Source organism: Parvibaculum sp. (assembly GCF_035511255.1).
In the GTDB taxonomy this organism is placed as follows: Bacteria; Pseudomonadota; Alphaproteobacteria; order Parvibaculales; family Parvibaculaceae; genus Parvibaculum.
On the sequence record NZ_DATKFR010000271.1, the window covers coordinates 1 to 20,988 of the forward strand.

Here is a 20,988-nt window from a genome sequence, read left to right on the forward strand (position 1 = left end):
CTTGCGGCCCTTGAAGAGATCGGCGGTCTTCACCGGCACGGGGCCCTTGTCGCTCATCTTCATCAGCGTGACGTCCGGAATTTTTTCTCCGACGGCGATGGTCATATCTGCCTCCAAATGTTTTATGGCGCGGTTCGGGGCGCATTAAAGCCGCAATCCCGCACCGCCGCCAGCCCGCTCGCGAACCGGCCCGCTCACGAAGCTGTGAAACCTATTCGACCGAACGCACGGCCTCGATGGCGGTTGCAGGCCCGGAGAGGGTGAGCACGACGCGCGCGCCCTTGAGCGTGGCCGTCCCGCTCGTCTCGACCGGCACCGTAAAGGCGACGACATCGCCCTCGCGCGCGGCCTCCGGCTTGCCGAACCAGAGCCCGGCCGGTCCTTCGACGATCAGTTGCGGGGCCTCGCCTGCCGCGCGGTAATGGACGACGAGATGAGTACCATCGGCGCGCGCCGAGAGCGCGGATGGATCGGCGGGCGCTGCCGGCACGCGCGCGAGATAGTGCTGGATGGCCGTCGCGTCGGCGGTCGCGTGCGGTGCGCCGGCCGGAACGGCGAGCGTCAGGTCCGCCTCGCCCGGCACGCAGAGATTGGAGCAGACGCCATAGCTCATCGAGAGCACGAGCGTGACGGGCCTTGCCCCATTCTTCGGCGTGACGACGACCGGCCAGACGACTTCGTCGCTATAGCCGAAAGTGGAATCGTCCGCCTCGTCGAAGCGCTCGGGCACTGGCCATTTGAGATCGACGGAGGCGACATTTTTCGACGCCGACCAGTCGAAGCGGGGCGCGAGGCCCGAATCGCCCGGCTTCCGCCAGTAGCTATGCCAGCCCGCGGCGAGTCTCATCTCGATACCGGCGAGAAAAGGCGCGCCGCCATGGCCTGCCGTCGCCGACAGGAGACGCAATTGCGCCGGGCTTTCACCGTCGCCTGCGCGGGCCAGCGGCGACAGGCCTTGCGCACAGCAGAACAGCAGAAAAATGGCGGCAATCCGCGCCGCGCCACTCCATTTCCGCCTTGCACGCATGGCCATCGCCCGTGTCCCGAACCGCTCGGCCTGCATGATAGAGCATCGCGGCCCGAGCCGGCCACTTCTCCTTCGGTCGATCACAATGTCATTCTTGCGTGACATCGAAGCCGCAAGGGTCAACAATGTTTCGCAAGAGTCTTGAGTACGGCGCGGCGAGAGCTACGTAGTTTGCATGAGCCAGATACCGCCACCTCTGAGCTACAAGCCCGAGACGGAAGGTTTCCTCGAGGGCAAGATGCTGATCGCGATGCCGCAGATCGGCGACGACCGCTTTGAACGCACGGTCATCTACATGTGCGTGCACAATCCCGAAGGCGCGATGGGGATCGTGGTCAACAAGCCGGCGCCCAACATCACCCTTCCCGATCTTCTCGACCAGCTTTCGATTCCCGTTTCGAGCGAAAGCCCGCTGCGCGTGCCGGGTACGATCCGCTGCCCGGTGCTCGTCGGCGGACCCGTCGAGGTCGGCCGCGGCTTCGTGCTGCACACACAGGATTATTTCTCCGAGGACTCGACCTTGCCGGTCGACGAGGATGTCGGCCTCACGGCGAGCGTCGACATCCTGCGCGCCATCGCCGTCGGCCGCGGGCCGAGCCGCGCCCTGCTCGCGCTCGGCTATGCGGGATGGGCGCCGGGACAGCTCGAAGCCGAAATCCAGGCGAACGGCTGGCTCCATTGCGATCCGGATCCGGAGCTTCTCTTCGGCATCGATCTCGACGGGAAATATCATTCGGCGCTGGCCAAGATCGGCATCGACCTTTCGCTTCTGTCCGGCGAGGCCGGGCACGCCTGACGCCCGCCCCTACCGTCTAGAATATCGCGCGATGAAGTCCAGCGCTTCGGCGGCACGCATCGGCTGGCCGAAATAATAGCCCTGCCCGTAATCGCATCCCATCGCCGCGAGATCGCGCGCCTGATCCTCGCTCTCCGTTCCTTCCGCGACGACTTCCATGCCGAGATCATGCGCCAGCGTCACCATGGAGCGGATGATGACCGGCGTTTCGCGGTCGCTCGACATGCCGGCGACGAAGGAGCGATCGACTTTCAGCGTGTCGAAGGGGAAACGCTGCAGATAGGACAGGCTCGAATAGCCGGTGCCGAAATCGTCGAGCGAAAGTCCGGCGCCGAGCGATTTCACGCGGGCGAGCATCTGCGCGGCAAATTCCGGGTTCTCCATGACGAGCGATTCCGTCACTTCGAGCTTCAGCGAGCCCGGCACGATGTCGATGCGATGCAGAACGCGTTTCACGTCGTCGATGAGATCGTGGCGCAGAAGCTGGCGGCTCGACACGTTGACGCTGGCGAAAAGCGGCTTTTCCATCGGGAAAAGCTTCTGCCATGTCGCGAGTTCCTCGCTCGCGGCCCGGAGCGCGAAGCGGCCGAGATCGTGAATGAGACCGATTTCCTCGGCCAGCGGCACGAACGTATCCGGCGTGAGAAGCCCCTGTTCGGGGTGGTTCCAGCGCACCAATGCCTCGAAGCCGCGCACGCTGCCGTCGGTCAGCGACATGATCGGCTGATAATAGATTTCGAACTGCCGGCGCTCGATCGCATGACGCAGATCGGTTTCGAGGCTCAGATTGTCGTCGGCCTCGCCGCGCATTCCGGCCTCGAAAATCTCGATCCGAGCCTTGCCCGAGCGCTTGGCGCGGTACATCGCGATTTCGGCTTCGTTGAGAAGCTCCTCCGGCCGCTCATGACTGTCTTCGCAGATGGCGACGCCAACCGACGAGGTCGGGAAAACCTCCTGGCCGGCAATCTCGATCGGCTGCGACAGGAATTCGGCCAGCGATTCCGCGAAGGCCATCGCATCGTCGCGCGAGGTGCGCGTTGCCAGCAGGATCGCGAATTCGTCGCCGTCGATGCGCGCGACCGTGTCTTCCTGCGTCACCATGGATTCGAGCCGCCGCGCCACCGCGATCAACAACGCATCGCCGCCCGAATGCCCGAGACTGTCGTTCACCGTCTTGAAGCGGTCGAGATCGAGCAGCAGCAACGCTGCCCGCGGGCGATCTATGAGCCCCGCGCGATGAATGGCACGGTCGAGCCGGTCCATGAAAAGCGCGCGGTTGGGAAGGCCGGTGAGACTGTCATGCACGGCGTCGTGGAACAGCCGCTCTTCGGCGGTCTTGCGCGGCGTTACGTCGCTCGCCGTGCCGACGCAGCGCGTGGCGAAACCTTCCGGTCCCGCGATGCAGCTTGCGTTGAGAGCCACCCAGCGGAAGGCGCCGTCGGAATGGCGCATGCGGAATTCGAGCGTGAAGGAAACATTGCCGCGCCCGATATAGGCATTGAGCGCATTGCGATAGGTCTCGCGGTCGGCGGGATGCATGTGCTCGCGCCAGGACACCTCGTTGCCGCCCAGCGTCCCGGCATCGAGCCCGAGCATCGCTTCGACGGAGGGCGAGACGTAGAGCGTGTCGGCGACAATGTCCCAGTCCCACACGCCCTGCCGCGCGCCCGTGAGCGCGAAGGCGTGGCGCTGTTCGCTCCTGACCGTACCGACATCGGAGCGGCGACGCCCGCCCTGCGCCTGATAGGCGGCGGCAAAAGCAAAAAGCACCAGCGCGATGGTGAAGATGCCGACGGCGAGCGGCGTCCCGATGAAGGTGCCCGGCAGCCAGCCGGCCGCATAAAGCGCCGCCACCAGACCCGCGAGGCCAAAAAGCGCCGTACCCGGAATGAGAAGCTGCGCCGGCCGTATACCCCTGAGCGCCGCCATGGCCACCAGCGGCGCGCCGCCGAAGAGCGCGACCGCGAGTCCGAGGCGCACGAGCGCCGCGCCCGCTTGCGGCAGGAAGATCGCGATCGGAATGCAGACGAGAATGCCGAGGCTCAGCAGACGCGCGGCGCGCGACGCAAGAGCGAAATGCCGTTCGAGATCGAGAAAGAAGCGCTCGAGGGAGAAGACGGACGCGGCGAACAGCGTCAACGCGACGGTCCGCAAGACCAGATCCCACTTCGCCGACGCGCCGGTGATCTGCGTGAGGTAACCGAATTCCGCCAGCTCGACGAGGAAGCCTGTGGCGAGAAGCGCCGCGGTCGCGCGCGCCGCAGGCATGCGCGTCAGCACGGCGAGCGCAGCGAGATAGATCGCAAGCGCCGCGACGACGCCGAGCATGCCGCCCTCAATGAGCGAGAGCCGGCGGTTGAAGGCCTGCCAGGAGGTCGGGTTCCAGAGATAGAGCGAGGCCGGCGCGGGCTTGTCGGAATGAAGCGCGACGGTGACGCTCGTGGCCGGATCGACGGTCAGCGCGAGCACCGCGAAACCAGGGCGCGCTTCCCACGGCACCGGCGTCGGATCTTCGGCACCCGCAGCATAGGCACGATCGACCTCGGGAGCAGGCATCGGCCAGGCGAGATTGAGAAATCCACCGCCGCGCCTGTCGGCGACGAGATAGCGGGTGACGGGCTCTTCGCTCCGGTTGCGCAACGCCGCCGCGAGCCAGATGCCCGTCGCCTCGAGCGAACCGTCGGAGAGAACGACCGAGCCGTCATTGCCGGCATCGCCGCCATCGGCTTCGGTTTCCGTCTCCGGGGTTGGCGCGGCCTTCTCGGCCCCCGCGGCGGGCGGCGGCGTTACCTTCGCCTGCGGACTGGTGTCCTGGTCCGAGGCGCCCGTATCCGGCGCCTCGATGGTCAGCTTCTGCCCGCTTTCCTCATAGCGTTCGACAAAGGGGGTGAGATTGACGACCGGGCGGTCGTCGTCGAGCGCCACGGCGTCGAGCGCCTGCGCTTTCCCCGGCACAAGCACGAAACCCGACAAGCACGCAAAAAACAGCGCGGCAAGCGCGCCGGCCGCGCGCGCGCCTTTCAGGCCATCTCGCCGCATCGTTCCCCCTTCTCGCACGCTCACACCCGCGGATCGTCCCGCAGAATGGCAAAGACCACGTGATCGCGCCACATTCCATTGATGCGCAGATACCCACGCGCATAGCCCTCTTCGTGGAAGCCGCATTTGCGCAGCACCGCTTTCGAGCGTTCGTTCTCCGGCAGACAGGCCGCCTGCAGCCGGTGCAGTCTCAATTCCTCGAAGACATAAGGAATGAGAGCCCGCACAGCCCCCGTGACATATCCCTTCCCCGCGTGAGTCTCACCCGCCCAGTAGCCGAGCGTGCAGGATTGCTGGACACCGCGCTGCACATTGGAGAGCGTGCAGCCGCCGACCAGCGCCTCATCTTCGTCCCTAAAGATGAAAAAGGGGTAGGCGTGGTCCTCTTTGACTTCCCGCATATAACGCCTGATGCGGCGGCGATAGGCATTGCGCGTCAGATCGTCGATCGGCCAGGTGGGCTCCCAGGGCGCCAGAAAATCCCGGCTTCTCTCGCGCAAGGACGCCCATTCCGCGTAATCGCCCAACTGCGGCCCGCGTAGATAAATGCCGTCGCCGATGACGACAGGCGCCGTTTCCGTTTTGGACGTGGATCTCAGAAAGGCCATCGACTCTGGAGCTCCAGATGGGTGAGCCCGTCGGATCTCCCTGTCGAGCCGGCGCTTCTCACGCGATCTTACTGAAATCTTGCCGCGAGACGGTCGTAGGATTCAAGCCCGCCGCCGGCGCCCTTGAGCGGCCCGACGGCGGCAAGCGCCGGCGTCGCCTTGGTCAGAAACCGGCCCGCGAAGCGCCGCACAGCAGCCGCATCGACCTGATCGACCTTCGCGATCATCTCGTCGAGCGGCAGCACCCGTCCATGAATCGTGTATTGCCGCGCGATCTGCTCAGCCCGCGAGGAGGAGGATTCGAGATTCATCAGCAGCCCGGCCTTCATCTGCGCCCGGGCGCGCGCCGTCTCTTCCTCGGTCGCGTCCTGGCCCAGCCGCGCAATCTCGTCGGAGATGACCGGCATCAACTCGGCAAGATCGTCGGGCGACGTGCCGGCATAGACGCCGAGCACGCCGGTATCGACGAAGGACCAGGCATAGGCGAAGACCGAATAGCAGAGCCCGCGCTTCTCGCGCACTTCCTGAAAGAGCCGGGACGACATGCCGCCGCCGAGCACGCTCGAGAAAATCTGGGCAGTGTAATAGTCGGGATCGCCATAGGCCGGCCCCTCGAAGGCGAGCGCCACATGCGCCTGTTCGAGCTCGCGCGTCTCGCGCCGCTCGCCGCCGCGGAACTTCGCCGGCTCAAGCCCGCGTTCCCGCGCGCCCGGAAGCGCCGCGAAGCGCTCCTCGGCCAGCGCCACCAGCTCGGCATGATCGACGGCGCCCGCCGCCGCGACCACCATGCCCGGCGCCTGATACCGCTCGCTCATATAGCCCTGCAGCGCATCGCGTCCGAAGCTCTTCACCGTGTCGACGGTGCCGAGAATGGTCCGGCCGAGGGCCTGGCCGGGATAGGCCGCGTCGAGAAGATGGTCGAAGACGAGATCGTCCGGCGTGTCGAGGGACTGGCCGATTTCCTGGATGACGACGCCGCGCTCGCGCTCGAGCTCGCCCGCCTCGAAGACCGAATGCTGGAGAATGTCGGAGAGGAGATCGATGGCGAGCGGCAGGTCGTTCTTCAGCACACGGGCGTAATAGGCCGTCGTCTCATGCGTCGTATGGGCGTTGATATGACCGCCGACATTCTCGATCTCTTCGGCAATGGCGCGCGCCGAACGGCGCTGCGTACCCTTGAAGGCCATGTGCTCGAGGAGATGCGAAACGCCGTGCTGATGCGGGCTTTCGTTGCGCGCGCCCGTATTGACCCAGACGCCGACCGAGGTGGTTTCCAGATGCGGCATCAGATCGGTCACAACCGTCAGACCGTTCTCGAGCCTTGTCACATTCACCGCCATTGAAACCTCCAGTCCTTGCACTTACGCCGCAACCGCCCTTGCACGTTCCCTGATGAACCCCTCCACCGCCTGTAGATCGTTCGGAAGCACCGTCATGTGCTCCTTGCGTTCGAAAATGTCCTGCATCCGCGCCGGCAAATCCGGGTGAATGCCCGTCGCCGCCTTCACCGCATCCGGGAACTTCGCCGGGTGCGCCGTCGCCAGCGTCACCATCGGCGTCGCGCCGTCGCCGCGCTCGGCCTTTGCCGCCGCGAGCCCCACCGCCGTATGCGGATCGACGAGTTCGCCCGTTTCGGCGAGCGTCTCCGCGATCGTCCGCGCGGTTTCTTCTTCGCCGATGCGCTTTGCGGCAAAGAGCGTGCGGATCGCCTCAAGCCGGAGCGGATCGAGCGAGAAGGCGCCCGACTGCGCGAGGCTCTGCATCAACCGCCGCACCGCCGCACCGTCGCGGCCATAGGCGTCGTAGACGAGCCGCTCGAAATTCGACGAGACCTGAATGTCCATGCTCGGACTTATGCTCGGCATGACCTGGCCGACCTCATAGCGTCCGGTTGCCAGCGTCCGCGCCAGAATGTCGTTCTGGTTCGTCGCGACGACGAGCCGCGCGATGGGCAGGCCCATCCGGCTCGCCACATAGCCGGCGAAGATGTCGCCGAAATTGCCCGTCGGCACGGTGAACGAGACCGGCCGCGCCGGCGCGCCGAGCGCCACCGCGCTCGTGAAGAAATAGACGATCTGGGCCATGACGCGGCCCCAGTTGATCGAGTTGACGCCGGCCAGCGAAACCTCGTCGCGGAAGGCGTGATCGTTGAACATCGCCTTCACGAGAGCCTGGCAATCGTCGAAAGTGCCTTCAAGCGCGATATTATGGACATTCGCGTCGCCCACCGTCGTCATCTGCCGGCGCTGCACCTCCGAGGTGCGGCCCTTGGGATGCAGAATGAAGATGTCGGTCGTCTCGCGGCCCCGGAAGGCCTCGATCGCGGCCGAGCCGGTATCGCCCGAAGTGGCGCCCACGACGGTGATGCGCCGCCCGCGCTTGGCCAGAACGTGATCGAACAGCCGGGCGAGGATCTGCATCGCCACGTCCTTGAAGGCGAGCGTCGGCCCGTGAAAGAGTTCCAGCAGCCAGTCGTTGGACCCGGTCTGGACCAGCGGCACCACGGCCTTGTGACCGAAGCTCGCATAGGCGCCTTCGATCATCTCGGAAAGCGCCGCGTCCGGGATCGACGGCCCGATAAAGGGCCGCATCACCCGATGCGCGACCTCCTGATAGGCAAGGCCGGCGAAGGCCCTGATCTTCCGCTCGCTGAGCTGGGGCCACTCCACGGGCACGTAAAGGCCGCCGTCGCGCGCGAGGCCCGCCAGCAATACGTCCTCGAATTCAAGCTCCGGGGACTGTCCCCTTGTGCTGACGTATTTCACCATAATCTCCAGGATGGCCAGCCCTCAAGGCCGGTCGGGCGTACCCTAGCCGCCCCGGCGGGCGGAGGCAAACAGACGATTCGGGTGGAATGGAATGCCCCTCAAATCGGCTCACCCGTTGAGGTAGCGACCCTCGATATGGCGCTGGAAGGCCGCCGTTCCAAGGGGGCCGCCGGTCGCCGAGACGATGATTTCGTCCGGCGTCAGGCTCGAGCCGAGGCTATGGACGTTCGCCCTAACCCATTGAATAAGCCCGGAGAAATCACCCCTCCCAAGAGAATTCTCGAGCCCCGGCACCGCCGCCTTGGCGGCGGCGAAGAGTTGAGCTGCGGCCAAAGCGCCCAGAGTATAAGTGGGGAAATAACCGAAACTGCCGGAGGGCCAGTGGATGTCCTGCATGCAGCCCGAGGCATCGTCCGGCGGCCGGATGCCGAGGAGCTTTTCCATGCCCTCGTTCCAGGCGGCGGGAAGCTCGGCGGCGGCGAGATCGCCCGCGATCATCGCCCGTTCGAGCCGGTAGCGCAGAATGACATGCAACGGATAGGTCACCTCGTCGGCCTGCACGCGGATGAGGCTCGGACCGACCTTGCGGTAATGGCGCAGCAGATTGTCGGGCGACCATGCCGGCCCCTCGCCGCCGAAGGCATCCTTCAGGCGCGGCGCGAGCCAGGCGATGAACGAGGCGGTGCGGCCGGCCTGCATCTCGAAGAGCAGCGACTGGCTTTCATGGATCGTCATGCCGCGAGCGCGCCCGACCGGCTGCAGGCGCCACTCTTCCGGTAGCCCGCGCTCGTAAAGCGAATGCCCGGTCTCGTGGATGACGGCCATCAGGCTTTCGGTGAAGTCCGCCTCGTCGTAGCGCGTCGTGATGCGGCTGTCGTCGGGCACGCCGCCGGTGAAGGGGTGATGGCTGACGTCGAGCCGCCCGTGCCGGAAGTCGAAGCCGAGAACCTCCATGACCTCACGGCCGAGCTTCTCCTGAAGATCGATCCGGAATGGACCTTCGATGGGAAGCCGCGCCGGTCCCGCCCTCTGAACCTCCATCACCTCGCGCAGAAGCGATGGCAGGAAACCTTCGAGGTCGGCAAAGAGCCGGTCGATTTCGGCCGCGCGACGGTTCGGATCGTAACCGTCGAGCAGAGCGTCGTAAGGATCGAGCCCGAGCGCCGCCCCCTTGGCTTCGCCTTGCGCGCGGGTGAGATCGAGAAGCCGCTGAAGCGCGGGCGCAAGCGAAGCGTAGTCGTTGGCGGCCCGCGCCGAACGCCAGATCATCTCCGTTTCGGAGCGCGTTCGCGCGAGCTTCTCGACGAGATCCGCAGGCGTCGCATTGGCGTGGGTAATGAGCCGGCGCATTTCGGAAAGATTGGCTCGGTCCCAGTCCGGCAATGCCGCGGCCGTCTCCTCCGCGCTCTGGGCGAGATCGGCCAGGTGCGGCGAGGTCAGCATCTCGTGCCCAACCATGGCGAGCGCCGCCTGCTGCTCGGCGCGCGCCTGGGCTCCGCCTTCCGGCATCATGGTGGCGCGATCCCAATGCAGAACCGCCTGCGCGCCTTGCAGCGCCGCGAGCCGGTGGAAACGGGATTTCAGCGCTTCATAGGCCGAGGTCGAATTGAGGTCATTCATGGATAGTCGCCACGGGTCATCGCCAAACGGGTATAGCTGCAAAAAAACGACGAGCGCTTATGCTTTCGGCCGGCCGACGCGCCCTTGCGACCGGTGATAGAAAAAATAGACGGCGACAAGCCCGAGCGCGAGCCCGAACCAGGTCAGCGCATACTGGAAATGTTCGTTGCGGATATCGACTCGCGTGCGCCCGCCCTTGGGCCAGCCGCCGGGATTGGGCGTCGCGTCGGCCTCCACGTAAAAAGGCGCCACGGGCGCAAGCCCCGTCGCCGGCCCCATCGTCGCCGGATCGCGGGTGAACCAGATGTTGCGCGCCTGGTCGTCCGGCGCTGTGAAGCTGCTGCGCCCCTGCGGCGCGCGCGCGACGCCCGTCAGCGTCACCTCGCCCTCGACATTGCCCGCCTTGCGCCGTGCCGGGTCTTTCAATTCCTCCGGCACGAAGCCGCGATCGACGAGCACCACGCCGCCATCCGCCAGAACCAGCGGCGTGACGATGTCGTAGCCCGCGCCCCCCTGCTCGTCCTGCGCGAAATAATGCAGTTCCTTGTCGTGGCGGAACGCGCCGGTGAGGCGGAGATGGCGATATTCGAGCGCCTTCGGATCGAGGCGCGCCCATTCGGTCTGTGGCGGCGGCGGCGCGGCGGACGCTGCCATGCGCGCGTCGATCCGCGCGATGAGATCGAGCTTCCAGTGAAGCCGCTCCATCTGCCAGACGCCGAGGCCGACCAGGATCGCGAGCGCGATCGCCGTGGCGACAGTCGGCCATAGCAGCGGACGGAACCAGCGATTGCCGCTCATCGCACCGGCCATCAGATGTCGAGCCGGCCTTCGCGCGCCTTGTGCTTGTATTGCTGCGCGACGAGCCAGCCCTTGAGCGGCCGCAAAAGCCCGATGGTGAGGAGAAGGATCAGCGGAATCCACAATACCGCATGCACCCAGTAAGGCGGCTGATAGGTGAATTCGACATAGAGCGCGAGGCCGACGACGATGAAGCCCGCGATCATGATGATGAAGACGGCCGGTCCGTCGCCCGCGTCGGCGAAAGCGTAGTCGAGACCGCATTTATCGCATTTGGGCGGAATGGTGAGGAAGCCGGTGAAGAGCTTGCCCTCGCCGCAGCGCGGGCAGCAATTCGTGAGACCGACCTTCAGCGAGGATTGCAGCGGATAGAAACGGTCGTCCATGATCTTTTCCGACAAAAACAGAAAGGCCGGCTCCTGAAAGACGAAAGGCGGCCCCGTAGGAAACGGAGCCGCCTTGTTGTGTCATGTCCGGCGCCGGTCAGCCGCCGTGAACCACCGCGCCATGCGATGACCAGACATAGATGCAGGCGAAGAGGAACAGCCACACCACGTCGACGAAGTGCCAGTACCAGGCGGCCGCCTCGAAACCGAAATGCTGCTTCGGCGTGAACTGGCCGCCAAGCGCCCGGCCGAGACAGACGGCAAGGAAGATCGTGCCGACGATCACATGGAAACCGTGGAAGCCGGTCGCCATGAAGAAGGTCGAGCCGTAGATGTTGCCGGCGAAGGAAAACTCCGCATGCATGTATTCGAAAGCCTGCAACGCGCTGAAGATGAGGCCGAGGATCACCGTGAGCGTGAGGCCCTGGACGAGACCCTTGCGGTCGTCGTGCTGGAGCGCGTGATGTGCCCAGGTGACGGTCGTGCCCGAGGTGAGCAGGATCAGCGTGTTGAGCAGCGGAATGTGCCAGGGGTCGAAGACCTCGATGCCCTGCGGCGGCCAGTGACCGCCCGTGAAGGCCGCGCGCGCCGCCTGCTTCACTTCGCCGGTGAAGAGGCTCGCGTCGAAGAAGGCCCAGAACCAGGCGACGAAGAACATCACTTCGGACGCGATGAAGAGCAGCATGCCGTAGCGCAGGTGAAGCTGCACCACCGGCGTATGGTCGCCGCGGTTGCCCTCGCGCACCACGTCGCTCCACCAGCCGATCATCGTGTAGATGACGATGGCAAAGCCCGGTGCGATGTACCAGAGCGGATCGCCGTGCATGTAGAGAACCGCGCCGACGGCGAGGACGAAGGCGCCGACCGCGCCGACGAAAGGCCACGGGCTCGGATCGACGAGATGGTAGTCGTGATGTTTGGCGTGAGCGTCAGCCATGTCCCCTGTTCTCCACTTCCCGTTCGGCAAAGGATCGCCGAATGTCCTTATCCAACCTGTTCAACACCGTCGATGGCACCGTAGACCGGCCGCTTGGCGACATTGCCGCCGAGCTTTGCGATGGTGACGATGAAAAAGAGCGTCACCAGCGCGCCAAGCACCCAGGCCAACGCCAGATTGCGCTGACGGCGGCGCTTCAACTGTTCCTCGTTCCACTGCAGCGGCTCTTGCGGCGCGCCGTGGTCCTTGTCGTCGGTCATCTAAAATCCCTTCACCAGGTCAGCGGATAGGAGAGGCCGAGCCCCTGTTCCACCAGCAGAGTGCTGAACACGAGGAAGAGATAGAGAATCGAATAGGCGAAAAGCTGCTTCGCGACCTTGTCCTGCGCCGCCTTGGCCTCCGCCGTGTCCGCGCGCGAGCGCAGGACGCGCCAGGCAAAGACGAGGAAGGCCGCACCGAGAACCGCCGTCATGCCTGAATAGATCGCGCCGGCAAAGCCGAGGAAACCCGGCGCCAGCGTGATCGGCACGAGCAGCACCGAATAGATCATGATCTGACGCCGCGTCTCCGCCTCGCCCGCGACCACGGGAAGCATCGGCACGCCGGCATCCTCGTAATCCTTGGAGCGGAAGAGCGCGAGCGCCCAGAAATGCGGCGGCGTCCACATGAAGATGATGAGGAAGAGCACGATCGAGGGCACGTCGACGGTGCCCGTGACCGCGGCCCACCCGATCATCGGCGGGAAGGCGCCCGCCGCGCCGCCGATGACGATGTTCTGCGGTGTGCGGCGCTTGAGGCCCATCGTATAGATGACGGCGTAGAAGAAGATCGTGAAGGCGAGAAGGAAAGCGGCCGTGTAGTTGACGGCGAGCGCCATCATCAGCACCGAACCGACCGACAGCGTGATGCCCCAGCCGAAGGCTTCGCGCGGCAGCACGCGGCCCGCCGGAACGGGCCGGTTCGCGGTGCGCGCCATCTTCGCGTCGATGTCGGCGTCGTACCACATGTTGAGCGCGCCCGACGCACCCGCGCCGATCGCGATGCAGAGAAGCGCCGTGAAGGCGATGACCGGATTGATATGCCCCGGCGCGACCACGAGCCCGACGAGCCCGGTGAAGACCACGAGCGACATCACGCGCGGCTTCAGGAGCTCGAAATAGTCGCGGGGAGAAGCCATGCCGATTTCCGGCAGGGCTTCCGTCCCGAGACGATGGCTTGTGACCGAACTGTCGGACATGAGTTCCAGTCGCTTCCCTTACTTGATGCGCGGCAGTTCGTTGAACTGATGGAACGGCGGCGGCGAAGAGAGCGTCCATTCGAGCGTCGTCGCGCCCTCGCCCCACGGATTGTCCGCCGCCTTCTGCTTCTTTGCGAAGGCCTGCGCGATGCCGACGAGGAAGATCAGCACGCCGAAAGCCGAGATGTAGGAACCGATCGACGAGACGTAGTTCCACAGCGCGAAGGCGTCCGGATAGTCCGCATAGCGGCGCGGCATTCCCGAAAGGCCGAGGAAATGCTGCGGGAAGAACACCATGTTGACGCCGACGAAGGTCACCCAGAAGTGCAGCTTGCCGATGAACTCGCTGTACATGTAGCCGGTGATCTTCGGGAACCAGTAGTACCAGCCCGCGAAGATCGCGAAGACGGCGCCGAGCGACAGCACGTAGTGGAAATGCGCCACGACGTAATAGGTGTCCTGCAGCACGCGATCGACGCCGGCATTCGCCAGCACGACGCCCGTGACGCCGCCGATGGTGAAGAGGAAGATGAAGCCGATCGCCCAGAGCATCGGTGTGCGGAATTCGATAGAGCCGCCCCACATCGTCGCGATCCAGGAGAAGATCTTCACGCCCGTCGGCACCGCGATAACCATGGTCGCGGCGACGAAATAGGCCTGCGTGTTGACCGAGAGGCCGACCGTGTACATGTGGTGCGCCCACACGACGAAGCCGACGACGCCGATCGCAACCATGGCATAGGCCATGCCGAGATAGCCGAAGACGGGCTTCCTGGAGAAGGTCGAGATGATCTGGCTGATCATGCCGAAGCCCGGAAGAATGAGGATGTAGACCTCCGGGTGGCCGAAGAACCAGAAGAGATGCTGGAAGAGAACCGGATCGCCGCCGCCTTCGGCCTTGAAGAAGGTCGTGCCGAAATTGCGGTCGGTGAGCAGCATCGTGATCGCGCCGGCGAGGACCGGGAGCGAGAGCAGCAGCAGGAACACGGTCACGAGGATCGACCAGACGAAGAGCGGCATCTTGTGCAGCGTCATGCCCGGCGCGCGCATGTTGAAGATCGTCGTGATGAAGTTGATCGCGCCGAGGATCGACGAGGCGCCCGCGATGTGGAGCGACAGGATCGCGAAATCCATCGCCGGTCCGGGGGTGCCGGAGGTCGAGAGCGGCGGATAGATCGTCCAGCCGCCGGCGACGCCGTCGCCGCCGGGCTGACCGGGCACGAACATCGAAATGACGAGCAGCGCCAGCGCGGGCGGCAGCAGCCAGAACGAGATGTTGTTCATGCGCGGGAAGGCCATGTCCGGCGCGCCGATCATCAGCGGCACGAACCAGTTGCCGAAACCGCCGATCATCGCCGGCATAACCATGAAGAAGATCATGATGAGGCCGTGGCCGGTGACGAGCACGTTGTAGAGATTGTGATCGAGGTGAAGGATGCCGCCGTTCGGATACATCAGGTTCATGCGGATCATCACCGACATGCCGCCGCCGACGATACCCGCGCAGATCGCGAAGATCAGGTACATCGTGCCGATGTCTTTGTGATTGGTCGAATAGACGTAACGCCTCCAGCCCGTGGGGTGGTCGGCGTGAGCGGCGTGCGCGGCGTCAGCTTGCCCTGCCATCTGTCTTATCCTTCGTTCTTGACTGTATCTGTTGTCTGTTCAAGCAAAGCCGAAGCTCAGCGCGCCGTGTTGGCCGATGCCGTCTCGGCAAGCGCCGTCTTCACGGGCCCAGAGGACGAGCCGGCATCCGCCGACTTCTTCTGCTGCTCGAGCCAGGCGGCGAATTCTTCCTTCGGCACGACCTTGATGTTGATCGGCATGAAGGCGTGCGCCTGTCCGCAAAGCTCGGAGCACTGGCCGTAGAACATGCCGGTCTTGGTCGCCCGGAACCACGTCTCGTTGAGCCGGCCCGGAATGGCGTCGATCTTGACGCCGAAGGACGGCACGGCGAAGGAGTGGATGACGTCGGCGCCGGTGACGATCACGCGGACCGTCGTGTCGACGGGAACGACCATCGCGGCGTCGGCGGCGAGAAGGCGGGGCTCGCCCGGCTTCAGATCCGCGTCGGCGATCATGTTCGAGTCGAACTGCAGATCGCCATTGTCGGGATATTCATAGCCCCAGTACCACTGGTAGCCCGTCGCCTTGACGGTGAGTTCCGCCTGCGGGATCACGATCTCCTTGTAGAGGAGACGGAAGGACGGGATCGCGATGATGACGAGGATGACCACCGGCAGAACCGTCCAGGCGACTTCGATGCCCGTGTGATGCGTCGTCTTCGACGGCGTCGGGTTCGCCTTGCGGTTGAAACGCACCATCACATAGACGAGCAGCAGCGTGACGAAGACCACGATGGCGGTGATGATGATCAGCAGCAGATTGTGAAAGGCGATCAGGTCTTCCATGACCGGCGTCGCGGCCGCCTGAAGAGTGATCTCGCCCGGAGCGGGCATGCCGTCCGCGAGAGCCGAGGCGATGAACCCGCCATCCATATGACCGATCGCGAACATCAGCGCGAGGAGGCCCGTACCAATCAGAAACCGCATGCTTGTTCCCAGCTCCCACATTCTTCCCGTTGAAGAAACCGTTCTTCTTTCCGGGAAGTGTCGTTCTGCCAACACGAAAATCTCATCCCTGCCCGACATGAACCGTCTTTCACGCGCGGGCGCAGGTCGTCCCTGCGAGATGCGCCGCCGCCCGTCCCCGGCCCTGCGACGCGTCCCCTTATTCCTTTTCTCCGGGGCCGTCCCCGCGCGTCGCCGACCATCAAGAGGTCGCGCCGTCGCATGGCGAAAGGCCGCATCCGAAATCCTGGGCGCCAGAAAACATAAACCAGTGCCCGCCGCAAGCATCTCGACCGCCGAAATCCGCCGCTTCGGCATGGCCGCGAAACGAGCTCCGCGCCCGTCCCGGACCCCTTCATGGGCGAGTCGCGCCGCGAGTATAGACACGCAGCGGCGATCGGCCACATCCCCGCCGCTCTTTTGCGACGTTTTGCCACAATATATCCGCGATATCCGGTACTTGCACCAGCCCCGCCGCTCACGCATGGCCCGCGCCGCCGCAAAGGGATCGACGCCCCGCGAAAAAAGAGCCTAGACTGAGAAGCAATCCGAGTAAGGCAAGTGTCCATGCGCGACGAGGCCCTGATCCACTTCCACTACGGCCGGCAGATCTCCGCCGGCCTTGTGCTCGCGGCGAATGGCGCGGCCGCGCCCGACCTCATCAGCGAGGCGGCGCCCTATCTCAATCCGCGCAGTCCGGGCCGCTCGGTGGTTGGATTCTGCGCCTGCCATCCCGATATGGTGGAAGACGTGACGGCGCCGCCGCCGGCCGGCTGGGAGTCCTGGCGCTTCGCCGAATGGGACGACTGGTTCGGCCGCATCAACGGCGTCTTCCTGGTCGATCTGAAGCAGCTCCGTGTGGTGCAATATCCGCTCTATAGCTGCGGTTCGCAGGTCGTGCGCTGCGATCTCTCGGCGCTGCCCCGCCGGCTCGTGCCTGTCGAGGAATGGCTGGGGCACAGGTAGAGAGACGGACCGTCGGTACTTTGTCATCCGTCATTCGGCGAAGGCCGGGATCCATCTCGACGCCGCGCCTTGAAAACGTGAAGAACATGGATGCCGGGTCGAGCCCGGCATGACGAGGATTGGAGAATTCTATGGCCGCAACCTCCCCCGACGATCTCTTCTTCTCCCAATCGGGCCTCGACCGCGCGCGCGTCGAGGGGCTGGTGGAGACTGCACTGCATGGGGCGGAAGACGGCGAGCTCTATCTCGAATATCGCCAGTCGGAAGCGCTCGCCTTCGACGACGGCCGCCTCAAGACCGCGAATTTCGACACGACGCAAGGCTTCGGCCTGCGCTGCGTGGTCGGCGAATCGACCGGCTATGCTCATGCCTCGGACCTGTCGGAAGACGCGATCCGCCGCGCCGGCGAGGCCGTACAGGCGGTCAAGCAGGGCCGCAGCTTCACGCTGGCCGACGGCCCCAAGCGCACCAACCATCACCTCTATACCGACGAGAACCCGCTCGGCGCCCAGAGCTTCGAGCAAAAAGTGAAGCTGCTTTCAGACATTGACGCCTATGCCCGGGAGAAGGACTCCCGCGTCCGCCAGGTTTCGGCCTCGCTGGTCGGCGAATGGCAGGCGGTCGAGATCATGCGGCCGGATGGCTCCGTCGTTCGTGACGTGCGCCCGCTGGTCCGCCTCAACGTCTCAGTCATCGCCGGTCAGGGCGACCGGCAGGAAACCGGCAGCTACGGCGTCGGCGGCCGCAACGGCTACGACATCTATATCGACCCGCTGCAATGGCAGGCCCAGGTCGACGAGGCCCTGCGCCAGGCTTTGGTGAATCTGGATTCGGTTCCAGCGCCGGCCGGCGAGATGGACGTCGTGCTCGGGCCGGGCTGGCCGGGCATCCTGCTGCACGAAGCGATCGGCCACGGGCTCGAAGGCGACTTCAACCGCAAGAAGACCTCGGCCTTTTCGGGCCTCCTCGGCAGCCGCGTCGCCGCGCCCGGCGTCACCGTCGTCGACGACGGCACGCTGGCCAATCGCCGTGGCTCGCTCTCGGTCGATGACGAGGGCACGCCGACCTCGCGCACGGTGCTGATCGAGGACGGGATTCTCAAAGGCTACATGCAGGACCGCCTGAACGCCCGGCTGATGGGCATGGCCGCGACCGGCAACGGACGGCGCGAGTCCTATGCGCACCAGCCCATGCCGCGCATGACCAATACCTACATGCTTTCGGGCAATCACGAGCCCGACGAAATCCTGCGCTCGGTGAAGAAGGGCCTCTATGCGGTTTCCTTCGGCGGCGGCCAGGTCGACATCACCAGCGGCAAATTCGTCTTCACCTGCACCGAGGCTTACCTGATCGAGAACGGCAAGATCGGCGCCCCGGTGAAGGGCGCGACCCTGATCGGCAACGGCCCCGACGTGCTGACGCGCGTCGCCATGATCGGCAACGACATGAAACTCGACCCCGGCATCGGCACCTGCGGCAAGGCCGGCCAGGGCGTCCCCGTCGGCGTCGGCCAGGCAACGCTGCGCATCAACGGCTTGACGGTCGGCGGCACGGCGAAGGCGGCTTGATCTCGCCCCCTCCCTCAAAGTGTCATCCCGGCGAAAGCCGGGACCCATTGGCCGCGCATCATTTGCAGGACGTTCGAATGGATCCCGGCTTTCGCCGGGGTGACATCAAGTATTTAAAAAACAGATTACCCCTTCGAGCTGTGGCAAACCGCCTGGAGCGTGTTGCCGTCAAGAACCGCTGAAGTCACACGGCTTCGGCGAGAAAGGTGGCAATCTCCCTGTCGCTCCGCAACCGAGCCAGCCGCGCATGTGCGCCATGCGTCGCGATGTTGGCGTGGATGACGGGATTGTTCTTCTTTTTGAAATTCCAGATATAGCGCGCGAATTCGAGATCGAATTTCTCGGGACATCCGGGCACGAGATCGGGGCGAACTTTTCCCCATTGCGTCACCGCACGGCGTAATGCGCGCCAGAGGCAGATACGGCGCGGTTGATCGACCCAGACGATCGTATCCGCGCGCGGCATGCGCAGGTCCACCGTGTTGGAATAATTGCCGTCGATGATCCAGCGGTCCCCCGTAACGAGCGCCGCAACCCGGCGCCGGAAATCCTCACGATCGGACGCAACCCAGCCTGGCTTCCACCAGTGCTGATCGAGATGGATGACCGGGAGATCCAGCTTCACGCCCAGCGCTCGCGCAAGCGTCGATTTACCCCCGCCGGAGCCGCCGATGACGAGAATGCGCCGCATCTATTTCCCGAGCCGCGAGAATGACGGGTGTTGCGCCGCCTTCCGGTCGAAGGTGAGTGTGGTCGAACAGCCCGCCACCGCATTCACTTCCGCGATGAGATAATCCGTGAAATCCGCTTTGCCGCCGACAAAAGCATCGAGCGCGCGGCGCACCGTTTCCTCGCTCTCCATCTCGACATTCGCGCTCGCAATCAACCACGAGACGATCGCCTCAATCACCTTCCGGCTCTGTCCGGCTTTGTTGCGCAGGACCCAGACCGTTTCCGCCAGAACGATATTGTTGACGAAGAAGGTGTCGCCGCTTTCGAGAATGACCCACGCGACAAGCTTCGTCTGCTCCGGCGCATCGTCCTCAACGCCGGAATCGTCGAGAAGCCAGCGCAGCAGGATATTGGTGTCGAGACCGATCACCGGGCGCGCCTGCCTCTCGCTTCCTCGATCCAGGCCTCGATCTCGCCCGCTTTGGGCTTTACGCCTTTCACGATGCCTCTCAGATCGCCAAGCGAATCCGTTTTCGCTTCCACATAGAAGCGTCCGTCCTCGCCCTGTGCAAAAACGACTTTGTCGCCCTCCTGCAGATTAAGGACGCGACGCATCTCGGCAGGCAGCGTGATCTGCCCCTTGGATGTAACCTTGGCGTTGTAGCCCATGATTGGATTCCTTACTTTATCAAAGAAATGTAAGGAATTTGACCGGCAAAGTCAAGATCACCCGTTCTTGCTGTGACACACCGCTTGGAGCTTGTTGCCGTCGGGATCGCGCACATAGGCGCCGTAGTAATTCGGATGGTAATGCGGCCGTAAACCCGGCGCGCCTTCGCTGCTGCCGCCCTGCGCCAGCGCCGCCGCATGAAAGGCGTTGACCGCCGCGCGATTGGGCGCGAGGAAGGCCGCATGCCAGCCATTTCCCTCGTGATGCGGCGCGCCGTTGAACGGCTTGACGACGAACACCTTCGGCCCCGTCGCGGTGCCGTAGCTGAGCGTTCCCTCTATCTTGAAGAACGGCGCGATGCCGAGCGTCGCCAGCACCGCGTCATAGAAAGCTTCGAGCTTTTGCGGATCGTCCGATCCGATGGTGACGTGACTGAACATGGGCCTCTCCTCTTCCCCAGCCTATGCCGTCATGGCCGGGCTTGACCCGGCCATCCAGGTCTTTCTTGTCTCCACGCCTCGAAGCAAGACGTGGATGCGCGGATCAAGTCCGCGCATGACGAACAAAAAAGAACGTCAGAACGCATACTCCGTATACACCGGATCGACCTTGCCGCCCCAGCGGCCGTGGAAGGCCTCGAGCATTTCCTCGGCGGGCGACTGGCCCTTGCCGACGATGTCCTCGACGGTCGAAAGGAAGATCGTCTCATTCTCCGAACCGGCGCCGTCGCCTCTGGCGCGCGCCTTGAGGCCCGCCCTTGAAATCTCGACCGCCGCCCGCGCGATGTCGAGGAGCGTGCCGCCCCGGAACGGCGTCTTGAAGCCGAGCTTCGGCACATCGTCGCGAAGCTGCTGGCGCTCTTCCGCCGTCCAGTCCTTGACGAGATCCCAGGCCGCGTCGAGCGAGGACTGGTCATAGGTGAGCCCGACCCAGAAGGCCGGCAGCGCGCAGATGCGCGCCCAGGGCCCGCCGTCGGCGCCGCGCATCTCGATATAGTTCTTGAGCCGCGCCTCGGGGAAGATCGTCGTCAGGTGGTTGATCCAGTCGCCCCGCGTCGGCGTCTCGCCCTCGGCGCCCCGGAGCTTGCCTTCCATGAAGGCCTTGAACGATTGCCCGGTCACGTCGATATAGCGCCCGTCGCGATGGACGAAATACATCGGCACGTCGAGCGCATAGTCGACATACCGCTCGAAGCTGAACCCGTCCTCGAAGATGAAGGGGATCATGCCCGTGCGCGCCCGGTCGGTGTCGGTCCAGACATGCGAGCGATAGGAGAGATAGCCGTTCGGCTTCCCTTCCGTGAACGGAGAATTGGCGAAGATCGCC

General features: G+C 64.6%; 21 protein-coding genes. 3 read left to right on the forward strand and 18 right to left on the reverse strand.

What is annotated here, in order from left to right; genetic code table 11:
* Positions 1–211: 211 nt before the first annotated feature.
* On the reverse strand, positions 212–1,033 hold the full coding sequence (locus VMR03_RS10785) for a protein-disulfide reductase DsbD domain-containing protein (protein ID WP_325405046.1): 822 nt from the start codon (positions 1,031–1,033) through the stop codon (positions 212–214).
* A 169-nt stretch (positions 1,034–1,202) separates the two neighbouring features.
* Between VMR03_RS10785 and VMR03_RS10790 the strand changes: the two genes are divergently transcribed.
* Positions 1,203–1,823: a YqgE/AlgH family protein gene (locus VMR03_RS10790; protein ID WP_325405048.1), complete on the forward strand. Its 621-nt coding sequence runs from the start codon at positions 1,203–1,205 to the stop codon at positions 1,821–1,823.
* Between the two features lie 9 nt (positions 1,824–1,832).
* Here VMR03_RS10790 and VMR03_RS10795 read toward each other — a convergent pair whose 3' ends face one another.
* The 12 genes from VMR03_RS10795 to coxB all read right to left on the reverse strand — a co-directional run bounded on the left by VMR03_RS10795 (position 1,833) and on the right by coxB (position 15,768).
* The gene (locus VMR03_RS10795; protein ID WP_325405050.1) at positions 1,833–4,862 is read right to left on the reverse strand and encodes a putative bifunctional diguanylate cyclase/phosphodiesterase; all 3,030 of its coding nucleotides are present in this window, start codon (positions 4,860–4,862) and stop codon (positions 1,833–1,835) included.
* Positions 4,863–4,882: 20 nt separating this feature from the next.
* Entirely contained in the window at positions 4,883–5,470 is a 588-nt protein-coding gene (locus VMR03_RS10800) for a GNAT family protein (RefSeq protein ID WP_325405052.1), read from the reverse strand.
* 68 nt (positions 5,471–5,538) lie between these two features.
* On the reverse strand, positions 5,539–6,810 hold the full coding sequence (locus VMR03_RS10805; protein WP_325405054.1) for a pitrilysin family protein: 1,272 nt from the start codon (positions 6,808–6,810) through the stop codon (positions 5,539–5,541).
* Positions 6,811–6,831: 21 nt separating this feature from the next.
* The gene (gene thrC, locus VMR03_RS10810) at positions 6,832–8,235 is read right to left on the reverse strand and encodes a threonine synthase (protein ID WP_325405082.1); all 1,404 of its coding nucleotides are present in this window, start codon (positions 8,233–8,235) and stop codon (positions 6,832–6,834) included.
* Positions 8,236–8,346: 111 nt separating this feature from the next.
* On the reverse strand, positions 8,347–9,858 hold the full coding sequence (locus VMR03_RS10815; protein WP_325405056.1) for a carboxypeptidase M32: 1,512 nt from the start codon (positions 9,856–9,858) through the stop codon (positions 8,347–8,349).
* A 57-nt stretch (positions 9,859–9,915) separates the two neighbouring features.
* Positions 9,916–10,668 carry an SURF1 family protein gene (locus VMR03_RS10820; RefSeq protein ID WP_325405058.1) on the reverse strand — a complete coding sequence of 251 codons (753 nt, stop codon included), beginning with the start codon at positions 10,666–10,668 and terminating at the stop codon, positions 9,916–9,918.
* Entirely contained in the window at positions 10,668–11,042 is a 375-nt protein-coding gene (locus tag VMR03_RS10825) for a DUF983 domain-containing protein (protein WP_325405060.1), read from the reverse strand. The genes VMR03_RS10820 and VMR03_RS10825 overlap by 1 nt, the downstream gene beginning before the upstream one ends.
* A 97-nt stretch (positions 11,043–11,139) precedes the next feature.
* The gene (locus VMR03_RS10830) at positions 11,140–11,979 is read right to left on the reverse strand and encodes a cytochrome c oxidase subunit 3 (protein WP_325405062.1); all 840 of its coding nucleotides are present in this window, start codon (positions 11,977–11,979) and stop codon (positions 11,140–11,142) included.
* Positions 11,980–12,026: 47 nt separating this feature from the next.
* Positions 12,027–12,239 (reverse strand): hypothetical protein, encoded by a 213-nt coding sequence (locus VMR03_RS10835; protein ID WP_325405064.1) that lies wholly within the window; start codon positions 12,237–12,239, stop codon positions 12,027–12,029.
* Positions 12,240–12,250: 11 nt separating this feature from the next.
* Positions 12,251–13,216, reverse strand: a complete 966-nt coding sequence (gene cyoE / locus VMR03_RS10840; RefSeq protein ID WP_414693176.1) for a heme o synthase — start codon at positions 13,214–13,216, stop codon at positions 12,251–12,253.
* 18 nt (positions 13,217–13,234) lie between these two features.
* On the reverse strand, positions 13,235–14,842 hold the full coding sequence (gene ctaD / locus VMR03_RS10845) for a cytochrome c oxidase subunit I (protein WP_325405066.1): 1,608 nt from the start codon (positions 14,840–14,842) through the stop codon (positions 13,235–13,237).
* A gap of 56 nt (positions 14,843–14,898) precedes the next feature.
* On the reverse strand, positions 14,899–15,768 hold the full coding sequence (gene coxB, locus VMR03_RS10850) for a cytochrome c oxidase subunit II (RefSeq protein ID WP_414693177.1): 870 nt from the start codon (positions 15,766–15,768) through the stop codon (positions 14,899–14,901).
* A 585-nt stretch (positions 15,769–16,353) separates the two neighbouring features.
* Here coxB and VMR03_RS10855 point away from each other — a divergent pair.
* Positions 16,354–16,752 carry a hypothetical protein gene (locus VMR03_RS10855; protein WP_325405068.1) on the forward strand — a complete coding sequence of 133 codons (399 nt, stop codon included), beginning with the start codon at positions 16,354–16,356 and terminating at the stop codon, positions 16,750–16,752.
* A 131-nt stretch (positions 16,753–16,883) separates the two neighbouring features.
* Positions 16,884–18,320 carry a metalloprotease TldD gene (tldD, locus tag VMR03_RS10860; RefSeq protein ID WP_325405070.1) on the forward strand — a complete coding sequence of 479 codons (1,437 nt, stop codon included), beginning with the start codon at positions 16,884–16,886 and terminating at the stop codon, positions 18,318–18,320.
* Positions 18,321–18,504: 184 nt separating this feature from the next.
* On the opposite strand, the gene VMR03_RS10865 is transcribed toward tldD, so the two are convergent.
* The 5 genes from VMR03_RS10865 to VMR03_RS10885 all read right to left on the reverse strand — a co-directional run.
* Positions 18,505–19,011 (reverse strand): topology modulation protein, encoded by a 507-nt coding sequence (locus tag VMR03_RS10865; RefSeq protein WP_325405072.1) that lies wholly within the window; start codon positions 19,009–19,011, stop codon positions 18,505–18,507.
* Positions 19,012–19,422: a type II toxin-antitoxin system VapC family toxin gene (locus tag VMR03_RS10870; protein ID WP_325405074.1), complete on the reverse strand. Its 411-nt coding sequence runs from the start codon at positions 19,420–19,422 to the stop codon at positions 19,012–19,014.
* On the reverse strand, positions 19,419–19,661 hold the full coding sequence (locus VMR03_RS10875; RefSeq protein WP_325405076.1) for an AbrB/MazE/SpoVT family DNA-binding domain-containing protein: 243 nt from the start codon (positions 19,659–19,661) through the stop codon (positions 19,419–19,421). Before VMR03_RS10875 ends, VMR03_RS10870 begins: the two co-directional genes overlap by 4 nt.
* A 57-nt stretch (positions 19,662–19,718) precedes the next feature.
* The gene (locus VMR03_RS10880) at positions 19,719–20,102 is read right to left on the reverse strand and encodes a VOC family protein (protein WP_325405078.1); all 384 of its coding nucleotides are present in this window, start codon (positions 20,100–20,102) and stop codon (positions 19,719–19,721) included.
* Between the two features lie 135 nt (positions 20,103–20,237).
* A partial coding sequence (locus tag VMR03_RS10885) for a glutamate--cysteine ligase (RefSeq protein ID WP_325405080.1) occupies positions 20,238–20,988 on the reverse strand: 751 nt, incomplete at its 5' end.